The sequence below is a fragment of the Brevundimonas sp. genome (genome assembly GCF_965227765.1).
Classification (GTDB): domain Bacteria; phylum Pseudomonadota; class Alphaproteobacteria; order Caulobacterales; family Caulobacteraceae; genus Brevundimonas.
The window spans coordinates 3,182,584-3,197,442 of record NZ_OZ245778.1; the positions used below are offsets into that span (position 1 = coordinate 3,182,584).

The 14,859-nt window shown below is 68.2% G+C and carries 15 protein-coding genes; 11 read left to right on the forward strand and 4 right to left on the reverse strand.

The genetic code is table 11. The annotated features are described in order from the left end of the window. Window positions 1-34 precede the first annotated feature (34 nt). On the reverse strand, window positions 35-985 hold the full coding sequence (locus tag ACO05L_RS15250; protein WP_421730016.1) for a glycosyltransferase family 9 protein: 951 nt from the start codon (window positions 983-985) through the stop codon (window positions 35-37). Continuing rightward, window positions 985-1,959, reverse strand: a complete 975-nt coding sequence (locus tag ACO05L_RS15255; RefSeq protein ID WP_421730017.1) for a glycosyltransferase family 9 protein — start codon at window positions 1,957-1,959, stop codon at window positions 985-987. The genes ACO05L_RS15250 and ACO05L_RS15255 overlap by 1 nt, the downstream gene beginning before the upstream one ends. Window positions 1,960-2,031: 72 nt before the next feature. Between ACO05L_RS15255 and ACO05L_RS15260 the strand changes: the two genes are divergently transcribed. Continuing rightward, window positions 2,032-2,793: an alpha/beta fold hydrolase gene (locus ACO05L_RS15260; RefSeq protein WP_421730018.1), complete on the forward strand. Its 762-nt coding sequence runs from the start codon at window positions 2,032-2,034 to the stop codon at window positions 2,791-2,793. Between the two features lie 87 nt (window positions 2,794-2,880). Here ACO05L_RS15260 and ACO05L_RS15265 read toward each other — a convergent pair whose 3' ends face one another. Beyond that, on the reverse strand, window positions 2,881-4,239 hold the full coding sequence (locus tag ACO05L_RS15265; RefSeq protein WP_421730019.1) for a M23 family metallopeptidase: 1,359 nt from the start codon (window positions 4,237-4,239) through the stop codon (window positions 2,881-2,883). A 385-nt stretch (window positions 4,240-4,624) separates the two neighbouring features. On the opposite strand from ACO05L_RS15265, the gene ACO05L_RS15270 reads away from it, so the two are divergent. The 5 genes from ACO05L_RS15270 (at window position 4,625) to ACO05L_RS15290 (ending at window position 9,410) form a co-directional block, all read left to right on the forward strand. Then, window positions 4,625-7,936: an intermembrane phospholipid transport protein YdbH family protein gene (locus ACO05L_RS15270; protein ID WP_421730020.1), complete on the forward strand. Its 3,312-nt coding sequence runs from the start codon at window positions 4,625-4,627 to the stop codon at window positions 7,934-7,936. A gap of 73 nt (window positions 7,937-8,009) precedes the next feature. Next, window positions 8,010-8,225, forward strand: coding sequence for a YnbE family lipoprotein (locus ACO05L_RS15275; protein WP_421730021.1), 216 nt, complete (start codon window positions 8,010-8,012; stop codon window positions 8,223-8,225). Window positions 8,226-8,236: 11 nt separating this feature from the next. Continuing rightward, the gene (locus tag ACO05L_RS15280) at window positions 8,237-8,614 is read left to right on the forward strand and encodes a YdbL family protein (protein ID WP_421730022.1); all 378 of its coding nucleotides are present in this window, start codon (window positions 8,237-8,239) and stop codon (window positions 8,612-8,614) included. Window positions 8,615-8,625: 11 nt separating this feature from the next. Next, window positions 8,626-8,895, forward strand: a complete 270-nt coding sequence (locus ACO05L_RS15285) for a hypothetical protein (RefSeq protein ID WP_421730023.1) — start codon at window positions 8,626-8,628, stop codon at window positions 8,893-8,895. Between the two features lie 59 nt (window positions 8,896-8,954). Then, window positions 8,955-9,410: a COG3650 family protein gene (locus tag ACO05L_RS15290; protein ID WP_421730024.1), complete on the forward strand. Its 456-nt coding sequence runs from the start codon at window positions 8,955-8,957 to the stop codon at window positions 9,408-9,410. A gap of 26 nt (window positions 9,411-9,436) precedes the next feature. Here ACO05L_RS15290 and ACO05L_RS15295 read toward each other — a convergent pair whose 3' ends face one another. Then, the gene (locus tag ACO05L_RS15295) at window positions 9,437-9,883 is read right to left on the reverse strand and encodes a hypothetical protein (RefSeq protein ID WP_421730025.1); all 447 of its coding nucleotides are present in this window, start codon (window positions 9,881-9,883) and stop codon (window positions 9,437-9,439) included. Between the two features lie 109 nt (window positions 9,884-9,992). On the opposite strand from ACO05L_RS15295, the gene ACO05L_RS15300 reads away from it, so the two are divergent. The 5 genes from ACO05L_RS15300 to mutM all read left to right on the forward strand — a co-directional run bounded on the left by ACO05L_RS15300 (window position 9,993) and on the right by mutM (window position 14,850). After that, complete coding sequence (locus ACO05L_RS15300; RefSeq protein ID WP_421731706.1) at window positions 9,993-11,117, forward strand: acyltransferase family protein; 1,125 nt, start codon at window positions 9,993-9,995, stop codon at window positions 11,115-11,117. 72 nt (window positions 11,118-11,189) lie between these two features. Beyond that, the gene (locus ACO05L_RS15305) at window positions 11,190-11,714 is read left to right on the forward strand and encodes a CHAP domain-containing protein (protein ID WP_421730026.1); all 525 of its coding nucleotides are present in this window, start codon (window positions 11,190-11,192) and stop codon (window positions 11,712-11,714) included. A gap of 61 nt (window positions 11,715-11,775) precedes the next feature. Next, a protein-coding gene (locus ACO05L_RS15310) for an IS3 family transposase (protein WP_421729385.1) occupies window positions 11,776-12,965 on the forward strand; the annotation gives its coding sequence in 2 pieces (ribosomal slippage) (window positions 11,776-12,028 and window positions 12,028-12,965; 1,191 coding nt in all). Between the two features lie 58 nt (window positions 12,966-13,023). Further along, entirely contained in the window at window positions 13,024-13,986 is a 963-nt protein-coding gene (locus ACO05L_RS15315) for a magnesium transporter CorA family protein (protein ID WP_421730027.1), read from the forward strand. Further along, a complete protein-coding gene (mutM, locus tag ACO05L_RS15320) occupies window positions 13,987-14,850 on the forward strand; it encodes a bifunctional DNA-formamidopyrimidine glycosylase/DNA-(apurinic or apyrimidinic site) lyase (protein ID WP_421730028.1) in 864 nt (287 codons plus the stop codon). It begins immediately after the preceding gene. Window positions 14,851-14,859: the final 9 nt, after the last annotated feature.

A 14,859-nucleotide genomic window follows, 5' to 3' on the forward strand; every position in this document is an offset into this window, starting at 1 on the left:
CAAGGGGCCTATATGAGCCGGAAAGCCCCGTTTATCAAGGTACGGGGTGCTGTCTCGCGGGGATGAAGGCGTCGTGCAGGGCAAGTGTGGCCGCCAGGACCTGATCGACGCCCAGGACCTCGATCGGGGCGAAGGTCCCGCGTTCGGGCGCGGCGGCGACGATCCGGCCCCGCTCGCCCCACGGCGCCTTGTGCCACCACTCGCTGGGACCGAAGACGCCCAGCGTCGGCGTGCCCACGGCGGCCGAGACGTGCATCAAGCCGGAATCATTGCCCACGAACAGGGCGGCGCGGCGGATCGCGGCGGCCGAGGCCAGGATGTCGCTCTGGCCCACGCAGTCGATGCCTCTGTCGCCCGCTGCGGCCAGTGACGGCGCCGCAGCGTCCCGGTCGCCCGGCCCGCCGACCATCATGATGCGCCAGCCATCGAAGCGCGGCTCGGCCTTCAGTCCCTCCACCAGACCCGCCCAACGATCCAGCGGCCAGCTGCGGATCGGCAGGGAGGCGATGGGCGCCAGGGCGATGATCGGGCGGGTGTCGGCGCCGATGATCTGATCCGCTCGCGCCTGGGCCGCGGCGTCGATGACGATCTCGGGGTCGGCGGTATGGTCGGCCCCCATCATGCGCGAGACCATCTCGACCTTGTGCTGGCCCGTCTCCCACGCGCGGTTATAGACCCGCCGCTCGCGCGCCCTCAGCAGCCAGGCGATGCTGGAGCCGCGGATGTCCACGACAAGATCCCAGTGGGTTCCGGCGACCTGACGATAGAGGTCCAGCCAGTGCATCCCGCCCTTCTTCTTGGGCAGGGGAATGACGCGCTCGACGCCCGGCGCGGCGCGGAACAGGGGGGCGGCATGGGGTCCGCAGGCCATGGTGATGGCGCAGCCCGGAAACTGCCGACGCAGGATCGGCAGGGCGGCGGACATCATCACGCAGTCGCCGATCCGGTCGCCGTTGATGAACAGGACCTGCGGGCGCTCGGCCATCAGGCTGCCCCGTCTCCAGAGGCCTGCCCGACGTAGGCGTCGTGCAGGTCGAGCACGGCCTCGAACACCTGATCGACGCTCAGGTCCTCGATCGGCGCGTATTTGTTGATCTCTCTGTTGGCCGCCAGGGTCCGGGTGCGCGGTCCGCGCGGGCCGTACAGCCACCACTGGGTCGGACCGAACAGGCCCAGCGTCGGCGTCCCCGCCGCCGCCGAGACGTGCATCAGGCCGGAATCATTGCCGACGAACAGCGTCGCCGACTGGATGGCGGCGGCCGAGGCCAGGATGTCGCCCTTGCCGACGAAGTCGATGCCGCGCGGGCCGGCGGCGGCCAGAGCGGGCGCACTGGGCGCGTCGTCGCCGGGTCCGCCCACGGCCATGAAGCGCCAGCCGTCGAAGCGGGGCTCGGCCTTCAGCCGCTCGACCAGTTGGCCCCAGCGATCCGCGGGCCAGCTCTTGCCCGGCTGCACGGCGATTGGGGCCAGGGCGATGATGGGCGGGCGGGGCTGTCCGGGCGGCGTCGCCAGCTGCGGATCGATCACCGCCGCCGCCTCGGCGCGGGCGCGGTCGTCGATGTAAAGCTCCGGCTCCAACGGATGATCGGCGCGCAATAGGGCGGTGATGACCTCGACCTTGTTCTGGCCGGTCTCGAACCGCCGCGAATAGACCCGACGCTCCTTGGCTCGGATCAGGAAGGGGATGGTCGAGCCGCGCGTGTCGACCACCAGCCGCCAGGACGTGCCGACGACCTGTTGCCACATCTCGGGCCAGTGGCTCTTGTTCTTCTTCTTGTTGATCGGAATGATCCGCTCGACGCCGGGCGCCGAACGAAAGAAGGCGGCGGTCGGACCGCTGGTCACCACGGTGATCGGCACGCCCGGAAACTGGCGGCCCAGCTCGCGCACCACGCCCGAGGCGATGGTGCTGTCGCCGATGCGGTTGGGGGAGATGAACAGGATTTTGTCGGTCGTCACGCGCGGGATGGCCTTCGCTCTGGTGTATCCGCTAGCTATCAGGCGGACAGGTCAGACGCGAGAGGCGAGCCGATGAACACCCAAACGACGACGCTGGACGACGTGCAGCGATTGACCCGGCCGGACGGCGAGACCCTGGCCTTTCGCAAGGTCGAGGGCGCAGGCCCCACCGTGGTCTGGGTCGGCGGGTTCCGTTCGGACATGGAGGGGACCAAGGCCCTGGCGCTGGAAGAGGCGGCGCAGGCGCGGGGCTGGTCCTACCTTCGCTACGACCATTTCGCCCACGGCCTGTCCTCGGGCGACTGGAAGTCCGCCACCATCGGCCGGTGGCGCGAGGATGCTCTGGCCATGATCGACAGCCTGGACGGTCCGGTCATTCCGGTCGGGTCGTCGATGGGCGGCTGGGTCGCCCTGCTCGCCGCCGTCGCCCGACCGGACAAGATAGCGGGCGTCGTGCTGATCAATCCAGCGACGGACTTCACCGAGCGGCTGATGTGGCCTGGCCTGGCCGATCATCAGCGCCAGGCCATCCTGCGCGACGGCGAAACCACCGTGGTCGAAGAGGGCTTGGGCGCCTATGCCCTGACGCGCGCCATGTTCGAGGAGGCGAAAGCCTGGATGTTGCTGGATTCAGACATCCGCATTCCCGTCCCCGTTCATGTGTTGCAGGGCCGGGCCGACGACGTGGTGCCCTGGAGCCATGCCATGGCCCTGGTCGAACGGCTGAAGGGCGGCGACGTGCTGCTGGACCTGGTCGAGGGTGGAGACCACCGCCTGTCCACGCCCGCCGATCTGCGCCGGATGATCAATACGGTCGAGGCGATGCGGAAATGAAAAAGGGGCGACCCGGCATCACCGCGTCGCCCCTTTGATTGCAGCGTAATCTGTCCTCCCCACGCCTTCGCGCGGCGAGGGGTGTCTTTAGCCCTGTGCCGGACGCAGGCCATCGGCGAGGGCGATCTGGGGCGCGGCCTGGCGACGCTCGCCACCCGCAGCGATGATGCGGTCGATCCGGGCTTTTTCGGCGCGGAAAGCGGCCAGGTCCGAACCGGCCAGAGTGGTGCTCAGATCCGTGCGGATGCCGGCGGGATTGATCCGCTGACCATTGCGCCAGATTTCATAATGCAGGTGCGGGCCGGTGGAGGCGCCGGTCGAACCGACATAGGCGACGACCTGACCCTGAGAGACGCGCTGGCCCGCGCGGATGCCCGAACCATAGCGCGACAGGTGGCCATAGCCGGTCTCGAGGCCATTCGAGTGACGGATGCGCAGCCAGTTGCCGTAGCCGCCCCAGCGACGGGCCTCGACCACCACGCCGTCGGCGGGCGCCACGACCGGGGTGCCGGTTCCGGCGGCGAAGTCCATGCCCTGGTGCATCTTGCGATAGCCGGCGATGGGGTGACGGCGGAAACCGAAATTGGAGCTGATGCGGGTGGCGCGGTCCAGCGGGGTCCGCATCATGCCCGAACGCATGTTCTTGCCGGTGGCGTCGAAATACATGGCCTCGCGGGCGCCGGCGGGCTTGAAGCGATAGAAGACCACGCCCTTCAGTTCGGCGAACAACAGCTCGCCGCTGGCGATGGTGCGGCCCTGTTCGGTCACCGAGCGATCGAACACCAGGGTGAACAGGTCCGAGGCGCGGATATCGCGGTCCATGTCGAACTTGTGGGCGAACAGCTGGCCGGCCTTGCGGCGCACGCTGTCGGTGGCGCCCAGGCGGGCGGCGGTGGCGCTGAGCGAGCCGCGCACGTCGCCCTTGAGGACGACGGTCTCGTGGGTGACTTTTTCCTCGAGCGCGCGCAGGCGCAGGGCGCCGTCGAAGCTGCGCGAGACGGTCAGCTGGCTGGCCGGGCCGGTGCGCATCGTCAGGCCGATCAGGCGGGCGTCGCCCCGTCCGCCGCGCGGACGCGAGACGGCGGTCTCGAACTTCTGGCCGGCCCGCATGGCCGAGGTGTCGAGGGCGTTGGCCAGGGTAGCGACCAGGGCCTGGGCGTCATCGGCGCCGATGCCGGTGCGGCGCACGGCCTGTTCGAAGGTTTCGCCCTTGCGGATCTGAACGTCGACGGCCTCTGGGCTCATCAGACCTTCGGGAGCGGCGGCGGCGGCGAAGGCGCGCGCTTCGAGCGCAGCGACCTGTTGTGATGTCAGTTCGGGAACTTCCGACGCGATGGCGGGTTGATAGACCCGACCGGCGAGCAGCGCCACCGACAGAGCCGCGACAGCGGTCAGCAGGTGCGGCGCAAAGCGCGTCGGTTGGCGGCGTGGATCGAACTGAGCCATCGGTCCCCGAGGAATAACGACGCCGGTCGGCGCCAAGCCACTGGTATGCAAGGAACGCGCCCCGCTTCCGGGACACGAGCTAAAACCTATAGCTCGCGAGTCCAAGATTGGGAAGCATCCTGTTACAAACCGTTAATCGTGCTCGAAATGGCTGATAACCTCGCCTGTAAAGCCATTGTTGGGGGTTGGGCGGAACAGTCTATAACCAAAGACATGTCCACGATTTCGCGTGTTCGACGGCGTATGCAGACCACATGACTCAAGGTGTCTTTGGCGCCACTGAAAGTTGCCTGAAAGCAACGGCTCTAGCCGTGCCGTTTGCCGTGCCGATATTCAGCCACAATTCGACCTGTGCTGAAGCCGACCGATCCGGGGCTCTGCGTCCATGAGCGGGGCCGACACGGCGCCCGACGCGCCCCATTTCGAGACAGGCGAACCGCGCAAACCCTCCAAGGTCAGGCGCAGAGATAGAGCCGCCAAAGTCGCCCGGCGCACAGGCCTTGTTCTGCTGATCCTGCTGGTCGTCCTCGCCCTTCTGGCGGCGGCCCTCTACCTGAATCGCCGGGCAGCGGCGCGTGAGGTGCTGATCGGCTGGCTGGACCAGCGCGGCATCGAAGCCGACGTCACCATCGAACGGCTGGAGTTGGACGGCTTCGTCGGCCGCATCCGCATCGGCGATCCCAACAATCCCGACCTGACCGTCGAACGGGCCGAGGTGGACTACGCCATCGCCGCGCCCTGGTCCTCGAACGGCCTGGGCCTGACGGCGCGGCGCATCCGCCTGGTGCGGCCGGTGCTGCGCGCCAGTTGGAAGGACGGCAAGCTTTCGCTCGGCTCGCTGGACCCGCTGGTCGAGGAGTTCACCGGCAAGCCGCCCCGGCCCGACAGCCGCAGCCCCCTGGTCATCGTCGAGCGCGGCGTGGCGCGGCTGGACACGGAATACGGCCCGCTTCAGGTCCTGGCCGACGCCCGGATGGACGACGGCAAGCTGATGCGGCTGGCGGCCCAGATGCCGGCGGCCTCTCTCAAGAGCGGCGATGTCGAGGCGCGCGGCCTGGGCGGGACCATCGACCTGACCACCACCGGCGACCGCGTCGCCCTGGCCGTCGACCTGGCCGCCGAGCGGTTCGCAGCCACGGGCGTGTCGGGCGAGACGGCCAGTTTCAGCGCTCGCGGCGACCTGCCCTATCCCGACCTGAAGGCGCGCGCAGACGCCTCTGCGCGCGGCGGCGATGGCCGGGCGGCGCTGAACCTGGCGATGAAGGCGGCCGGGCTGACGGCCGGAGACACGCGCCTGCGCGGCCTGGCGACCACCGTGGCCTTTGACGGAACCACGACCGGCTGGATCGAGACCTTCCGCATCGCGGGCGGCGCCACGGGCGCGCTCACAGCCGAAAGCGTGGCCGGGCCGGGCCTCGGCGCCCGCAGCCTCAACGCGCGGATCGACAATGGCCGGCTTGACCTGAACCGGGGTGATCGCGGCCTGGGCTGGAGCGTGAACGGTCCGCTGACGGTGCGGGCCGCCCAGGCCGAGGCCATCGGCATGACCCTGACCACCGTCGCCGCGCGCTCAAACGCCTTTTCCGCCGGCGGGCGGGGCGGGTCGTTCGAGGCATCCGGCCCCGTGACCCTGACAACCGGCCGGTTCGCGTTCGGCGATCTGGTGCTGAACGACGTTACAGGCACGGCGGACCTGGACGTGACCCACCAGGGGGCGACCCTGATCGAGGCCACCGGCGCGCTGCGTTCGCCGCGCGGCGCCTGGCCCCTGTTCGGTCCGGTCACCGCAGACGACGTGCCAGAACTGGCCGAAATGAAACGCGCCCTGGGCGATTTCGCGCTGGAAGTCCCCGGCTTCCACCTGACCAGCGGCAGCCCCGGAACCCAGGTCGAACTGACGCGCCCTGCGCGCCTGACGCCCGCCAACGGCGGGGTGCTGACCATCAATCCGGTGTCCCGCCCTATCTATGTCGCCGAGCCGGGCCAGCTTGGCGGCGGCGCCCTGGCCCTGACCGCCACGCGCGGCAGGGGTCTGCCCGAGGCCACGGTCGCCGTGCCCGAGTGGCGGCTGACGCCCGGCGGATTCACGGCCCGGCTGGACGCGCGCGCCGCGCTCGACTTCGGGCTGGCGCGAGGGCTGAAACTGAGCACCGCCGGTCTGCTGACGTCGGATACCGGGGTGCTGACCTATGCGGCCTCGGACTGCATTCCCTTCACGGTCGAGACCCTGGATCTGGACGAGAACGACGTAGTCGATGTGGCGGGCCGGGCCTGCCCGACCGACCGGCCCCTGGTCACGGTGCGCGACGGTCGCTGGCGCGCGGACGGGATCGTGCGCGGCCTGTCGGCCTCCGCCCCCTTCCTGGAGATGAAGTTCGCCGATGTGGAGGCGCCTTTCGGCGTCACCGGCGGCCCGGTGGGCCTGGGGCTTCAGGCGCGCGTCGCCTCGGCCCGCATCCTCGACGCGACCGACCCCGTCCGCTTCCATCCCCTCACGGCGTCGGGCGAGGTCGCCCTGGCCGACGAGAACTGGAGCGGCGGCTTCGATATCGTGGCGGGCGGCCACCCGCTGGCCCGGATGACCCTGGCCCACAACGGACTGACCGGCATCGGCGGCATCGACCTCGACACCCGCGACCTGATGTTCGCGCCCAGCGGCCTGCAACCCTCGGACCTGACGCCGCTGGTCGATGACATCGTCCAGGCGCCGGTCTCGGGCTCGGCGCGGTTCACCGGCCGGTTCGCCTGGGACCCCGCCCTGCCCGAAGGCTCCAGCCAGGGCCGCCTGGTCATCCCCGGCATCGACTTCACCAGCCCCGCCGGCCCTGTCCGTGGTCTCAAAGGGACCGTGGATTTCACCAGCCTGGCGCCCCTGCTGACCGCGCCGGATCAGGCCCTGCATATCGACGGGCTGGAGACGGTCACCCCCCTGACTGACCTCGACGTGGTCTTCGACATCGACGCATCGGCGATCCGGGTCGATGGCGGCGCCATCCGCGCGGCGGGCGGCACAGTCAGCGTCGAGCCCTTCTTCGTGCCCCTGGACCCGGCCCAGCCCACCGTGGGCGTGATCGTGCTGGACCGGATCCAGCTTGGCGAGGTGGTCAAGGGCGCCGGGCTGGGCGACAAGCTTCAGCTGGACGCTGTGGTCTCGGGCCGTATCCCCTTCACCTATGACCTCGCGACCGGGGCGAAGGTGATCGGCGGGACGCTGGGGGCGGTGCAGTCGGGGCGGCTGTCGATCCCGCGCGAGGCTCTGGCCGATCTGGATGCCGGCGGCGGCGGGGCCATCCCGCCAAACACCGTCGAGGACCTGGCCTATCAGGCGATGGAGAACCTGTCGTTCGACACCCTGAGCGCCGAGCTCAACAGTCTGGACCAAGGCCGGATCGGGGTGCTGTTCCACATCAAGGGCCGCCACGATCCGCCCCAGCGCCAGGAGCTGCGCCTGACCATCCCCGAACTGATCAGCCGCGACTTCCTGAACCGGCCCCTGCCCCTGCCGTCGGGGACGGGGATCGACCTGACGCTGGACACCAACCTGAACCTGAACCAGGTGATCAGCGACCTCCTGGCCGTCAACCGCGCCCGCGCCGGCGAGGCGGACGCCGCTCCGGCCGTCAGCCCAGTGGTCGAGCCGACGCCCCCACCGGCTGAGGATTCCGCCATTCAGGGTGCATCGCCTGCGGCTCCCTAGCGTTCAGCCCTCGTTCACTGTCTAAGTCGCATTCAAGCCTCACCATTGATCTCGCCCTGCCGAAGGACCGCCCATGAACCAGATCGGAACCTCACCAGCGATCGCACGACGGCTGGCTCTGGCCGGGCTTAGCGCCGCGCTGATGGGCGGCGCGCTGGCCGCCTGCACCCCGACCATTCGCCTCCAGGTCGATCCGATCCAGATCTACGCCAAGCTCGACGCCGACGTGCGCATCAAGCTGGACCAGGAACTGCAGGATCTGCTGCGCGAAAACCCCAACCTGTTCTAAGGAAAACCGTCATGACCTTGCGCAAGCTTTTCGTCGCCGGGGCCGCGATCATGGCCCTGGGCGTCGCCGCCGCCGCCGCCGTTCCCACCGCCTCCTGGGCTCAATCCGCCGCACAGAAGGCGCTGATCGACACCGCCAAGTCCGAGGGCGTCGTGGGCGAACAGGCCGACGGCTATCTGGGCTTTCACACCCCGTCTTCGGACACAGCCCTGCAGGCGGCGGTGACCACCACCAACGCCGCGCGCCGCAGCGTCTATGCCGCCAGCGCCTCTCAGGCGGGTACGACCGCCGACGTGGCCGGCGCCCGGATGTTCGAGACCCAGCTTCTGCCGCGCATCTCGTCGGGCCAGTGGTACCGCAACGCCTCGGGCCAATGGGTTCGTCGCTAGGCGGCTGAGCCATGGCGGGCCGGATCGGCAAACTGATGAGGTCGGCCGTGCTGGCCGGCCTGCTGGCGACGGCGGCGACATTCGGCCTGAACTGGGTCTGGACCGCCATCGGCGGCGGGGCGATGTCGATTCACGGCTGGATCGCCCTGGGTCTGGGCCTGTTCGGGACGGTCGCCCTGGCCTGGGTGCTCATGGCTCTGGCCTTCCGCTCGGACAGCGAGGGCTGGGATGCTCAGGTGGATGCCCGCGATGATCCAGCGCCGGAGCACCGCGAGCGCTGACCGCGACGAGGCCGGGTTTCTGTATTAGGCTGTCGCATTCGCCTTTGAGGAAGCCCGCCATGCGTCTTGTTTCAGCAATCCTTCCGTCCGCCATCCTGCTGCCGGTGCTGATCCTGGCAGCCTGTTCCGAGCCGATCGAAAAGGCCGCGCCTCCGCCCGGCCCCAAACCGGCTGCGGTTCTGGGCGGTGTGGACCTGAATCAGCCCGTTCGGGCCGTGGGGACCGAGCCCTTCTGGGGCGTCGAGATCAGCGGCGAAAACATGATCTATACCGGCATCGACCAGCCGGATCAGCGCGCATCGGCTCCCGACCCCGTCATTCAGGGCACCACGGCCGTCTATACGGCTGCGACCCAGGGCGGGGTCGTCATGGTCGTGACCCTAATCGCCACAGAATGTTCGGACGGCATGAGCGACCGGGTCTATCCCCTGACCGCCAAGGTCGAGATCGGCAAGGACACCCGCAACGGCTGCGCCGCCAGCGAAGCCTTCCTGATGACCGCGCCCGCGCCCTGAGTTTCGCTGCGCCCTAGGTTTTTGCTTCAGTCGGCGCCCAGCAGGGCGCCGACGCCGGGAATGCTTTTGACCGCATCGCCCAGCAGATCTTGGCCCGTCGCGGCGCGCACCCGCTCCCTTGCGGCAGGCAACACCCGCTTCAGTTCGGGCTTGTCGACGCCCTGACGCTTCAGCCGATCCAGCAGGCCCATGGCGTCGGCGATGGCGGCGCCAGACAGGCCGCCCGTGCTCTTCATCAGCCCGCCGAACAATCCCCCCGCCCGAGGCTTGGCCTCGTCGGACCCCGCCAGGGCCTCAGCGCCCGGCACGGCGGCGTAGAAGGCGTCTCGGGGGCCGGTCTGGGCGTGCTTGTCCAGCAGACCCAGCGCCCCGACCAGGGCGGCGCGCGCCTGATCCAGGTCCAGACCCGCGCCCTCGGCCGCTTGCGCGATCAGGGCCTCGATGGAAATCGGCGTGTCGATGTTGCGATTCATGGTCGGGCCTTAACGGTTCCAAAAGCGAAGCGATCCTAAGGATTGCGGCATGACCCAAGGTGCCTCCCCCGTCCAGAATGGACTTCCAGCCCATAACGGCCTTGCGCCCATGCCGCACGAAGCCGCGCCCGCAGACCTGCGCCCCCTGACCTCTCTGCGCTTCCTGGCGGCGATGTGGGTGGCCCTGTTCGCCTTCTGGCCGAACCTGGACGTGGCCAGCCTGGGCCTTCCCACCATGCCGGGCCTAGTAGGCAAGGGCTATCTGGGGGTCGAGCTTTTCTTCGTCCTGTCCGGCTTCATCCTGTGCCACGTCTATCTGGCGGCGCACGGCGAGAAACGCTTTAGCTACAAGGACTTCCTGTGGGCGCGCGTCGCTCGGGTCTACCCCCTGCATATCGCCACCCTGATCGGGGTCGGCGTGCTGGGCCTGGGCGCGACCATGGCCGGCATGGCCATCGATTCCAACGTGCTGAGCTGGTCGTCCCTGCCCGCCAACATCTTCATGGTCCATGCCTGGGGCCTGGCGCCCGAGGCCGGTTGGAACCACCCCTCCTGGTCGATCTCGGCCGAGTGGTTCGCCTATCTCTGCTTCCCCGCCTTCGCCTTCGTGGCCTGGAAGCTGCGCCATCGCCCGGTCGCGGCCGTCATTGGCGCCATCGTCTTCATGACCGCCCTCTATGCCGGGTTCGAGCGACTGGCCGGCTTTCCCCTGACGGAGGCCACCATCCGCTGGGGCGCTCTCAGGATCGTGCCCTGCTTCGCCTATGGCTGCGCCCTGTATCTCCTGTTCCGTCGCGCCCCCCTGCCCCGAGCGGGCCTGCTGGCTGCCGGTCTGGCCGTCCTGATCATCATTGCAGCATCCTGGCAGGTTTCAGACGCCATCATCGTCGCCCTGTCCGGCGGTCTGATCCTGAGCCTGGCCTCCCTGTCCAACGCCCGCGCCGGCCTGCTGGCGTCCAAGCCCGCCGTCTATCTCGGAGAGATCAGCTACTCGGTCTATATGGTCGTGGTTCCGTGGAAGCTGCTGGCCGTTAACCTTGCGGCCAAGCTGACGGATGCGCCCGACAAGCAACTTCAACTTTTCGTGTGGTTGGCGATCATGGCCGGCCTGCCGATCGTAGCGGCGGTCTCGTACCATCTGGTGGAATACCCCGCCCGCAAGGCTTTGAGGGGTTGGCGCACTCGCCGTTCCGCTGCGAAAAAGCCTGCCCAACCGGCCCAGCAACTCGCCTGAAAAGGGTGCTTCAACCCGAGAGCGATATGCTTTAGGGCTGAAGGCCGGGCGTAACAGTCAGAAATATTCAGCATGAAGAAACGCGTCACAGCCGCTGCGGTTGCAGCGACCCTGGCCTTTTTCGCGGTGGGAACCGCGCCGGCTTCAGCGGACGCTCCCTACTGGCAGTGCGTGACGTTTGCCCGGATGTTCTCGGGCATCAACATCTTCGGTGACGCCTGGACCTGGTGGAATCAGGCCACGGACCGCTTCCGCACCGGCGGCGCGCCCGAGACCGGCTCGGTCCTGGTCTTCCGCCCCGAAGGCCGCATGAGCCGTGGCCACGTCGCCGTCGTCTCTCAAATCCTGACCGACCGCGTCATCCAGGTGACCCACGCCAACTGGGGCGGCAGCCGCGGCAAGGTCGAGGAAAACGTCACCGTCGTCGACGTTTCCGGCGCGGGCGATTGGAGCCAGGTCAAGGTGTGGTACAGCCCGATCCATGACCTGGGCACGACCGTTTATCCGACCTATGGCTTCATCTATAACGGCGCTCGCGACGCGTTCGAGGGCGGCCGCCAGATGGCTGCGAACACCTCCAGCGGCGGCAGCCAGTGACGTGACCCCCTGAAACTCCTCCAGGAATAGCTAGAGTCCGCCCCTCGAAAGGACGGACAGAATGAAGCGATCACGGTTCACGGAAGAGCAGATCATCGGAATCTTGCGCGAGCAGGAGGCCGGTGTTCCGGTGGCAGACTTGTGCAGGAAGCACGGGCTGAGCTCGCCGACCTTCTACAAGTGGAAGGCTAAGTATGGCGGCATGGACGTGTCGGAGGCCCGACGTCTGAAGGCGTTGGAAGAGGAGAACGCCAAGTTGAAGCGGATGCTGGCGGACTCGATGCTGGACAACGTCGCGCTGAAGGATCTGCTGGGAAAAAAGTGGTGACGCCCGCTGCGCATCGAGCGGCGGCGGCGCACCTGCAATCAGCCTACGCGATGAGCGAGCGGCGGGCTTGTCGGGTGCTGGGCGTGGATCGGACGAGCGTGCGCTATCAGGCGACACGAGCGGACGACGGCGCCCTGCGGGATCGGCTGAAGGCCCTCGCCCAGGAGCGCCGCCGGTTCGGTTATCGCCGTCTGCATGTGATGCTTCGGCGCGAGGGGCATGCGGTCAACAGGAAGCGGGTCCAGCGGATCTACCGCGAGGAGAATCTGACGGTGCGCCGGCGCGGCGGGCGCAAACGCGCCATGGGCACGCGGCGTCCGCTGGAGATTCCTCTGGTCGCGAACCAGCGCTGGTCGCTGGACTTCGTCTCCGACCAGATGACGGACGGGCGGCGCTTCCGCATCCTGACGGTGATCGACAACTGCACCCGCGAATGCCTCGGGCTCGTCGCCGACACGTCTCTGTCGGGCCGACGGGTGGCGCGCGAGCTCGACGCCATCATCTTGGGGCGGGGACGGCCGGACACGATCATCAGCGACAACGGCACGGAATATACGTCCACCGCCATCCTCGCCTGGGCCGACGACACCGGGGTGGGCTGGCACTACATCGCGCCCGGCAAGCCCCAGCAGAACGGCTTCAACGAGAGCTTCAATGGTCGGCTGCGCGACGAACTGTTGAACGAGACGCTGTTCCGCTCCCTGCCGCACGCCCGTGTCGTGCTCGAAGCCTGGCGGCGCGATTACAACGAAACCCGGCCGCACTCGAAGCTGGGATGGCTGACGCCCAAGGCCTACGCACAGGCGCTCACCGGACACAGCGGCCGGTCTGCTGCGCTGGTTGATGGCTGCTCAGACCGGCCTATTGCCAACCCCGCCAACACCAGTTCAGATCACCAAAGGACTCTCGTTATGGCTGGATGAGAAACGGGGGTCACGTCACCAGTAACACTGTCCTGACGGCGGCGGAGCCTTTCCGCCGATGATCCGCATCTATCGCAGCGGCGCGACGACGTTCGAACGCGTGACCGCCGACCTGGCGACCTGGACCCTGCCCCCCGACGTGATCTGGATCGACCTGGTCGATCCCGTCCCGGACGAGGACAGCGCCGTAGAGACTGCGCTCGGCCTGTCCATCCCCACCCGCGAAGAGATGGCCGAGCTGGAAGCCTCCAGCCGTCTGTACCGCGAGGACGGGGCGACCTACGTCACCTCGGACATCATCCATAACGGCGACGCCGACCTGCCCAGCGTCGATCCCGTCACCTTCGTCCTGACGTCCGGGCCTTTGGTGACGATCCGCTATTTCGATCCCAAGCCCTTCGCCATGCTGATCGAGAAGCTGGAGCGACAGCCCAACCTGTGCACCACCGGGGCCGACCTGTTCCTGCAGCTGATGGAGGCGGTAGTCGACCGCGCCTCGGACATCCTGTCGGTCAATGCGGCGCGGGTCGAGGCCGTGGCCAATCACGTCTTTTCCGAAGGCAAGACGGTCGGCTTCCAGAAGTTGATCACCAAGCTGGGGCGCGCCCATATCGTCAACGCCCGGATCGAACAGAGCCTGTCGGGCCTGGCCCGCATCTTCGTCTATGTCGCCTCGGACGAGCGGATCGACCATGTGCCCGACGCGCGCGAACATCTGAAGTCGCTCAGCAGCGACGCCGCCTCGCTGATCGCCCACAACCAGGCCGTGGCGGCGGGGATCAATTTCCAGCTGTCGGCGGCGCTGGGCCTGATCAATATCGAGCAGTCCTCGATCGTGAAGGTCTTCTCGCTGGTCACCGTCTGCCTGATGCCGCCGACCCTGATCGGAGCCATCTACGGCATGAATTTCGAGCACATGCCCGAGCTGCGCTGGATCGAGGGCTACCCCCTGGCCATCCTGGCCATGCTGATCTCGGGCCTGTCGCCCCTGATCTGGTTCCGCCGCAAGGGCTGGCTCTAGATGCCCGAACTGCCCGAGGTCGAGACCGTCCGACGCGGACTGGAGCCCGTCCTGGTCGGCGCCAGGCTGACCCGCGTGCGCCAGAACCGCCCCGACCTGCGCTTTCCGTTTCCCGACCGCTTCGTCGAGCGGCTGGAGGGCGCGACCGTGCAGCGGATCGACCGGCGCGCCAAATACCTGCTGGCGGCGCTCGACACCGGCGAGACCTGGGTCACCCACCTGGGCATGACCGGCCGCTTCACCCTGGACGGCGCCCAGCTGGGCGAGTTCGAGGAGCCCGCCCCCATCGCCGGCAAGCACGAGCACATGAGCCTGTGCGCCACGCGAAACGGCGCCACGACGCGGGTGGGCTATGCCGATGCGCGCCGCTTCGGCTTCATGGGACTGATCGCCACGGATCTGGTCGAGGCCCATCCCTGGTTCGCCGCCCTGGGTCCCGAACCGCTCGGCAACGGTTTCTCCGGCGCCCACCTGGCGCAGGCCTGGGCGGGCAAGACGCAGAATGTGAAGGTCAGCCTGCTGGATCAGCGGACCGTGGCGGGCCTGGGCAATATCTATGTCTGCGAGGCCCTGTACCGCGCCCGGATCTCGCCCCTGCTCGCAGCGGGCAAGGTGTCCAGGCCCCGGCTCGAGACCCTGGCCGCCGTGGTGCGCGACGTGCTGAACGACGCCATCCTGGCCGGAGGCTCGACGCTGAAGGACTTCGCCAATGTCGAGGGCGGCCAGGGCTATTTCCAGCACCGCTTCGACGTCTATGGCCGTGAGGGCCAGCCCTGCAACGCCGATGACTGCACCGGCGTGGTCAAGCGCATCGTCCAGGGCGGGCGCTCGACCTTCTATTGCCCCTCCTGCCAGAAGCGATGAGGCGCAGAC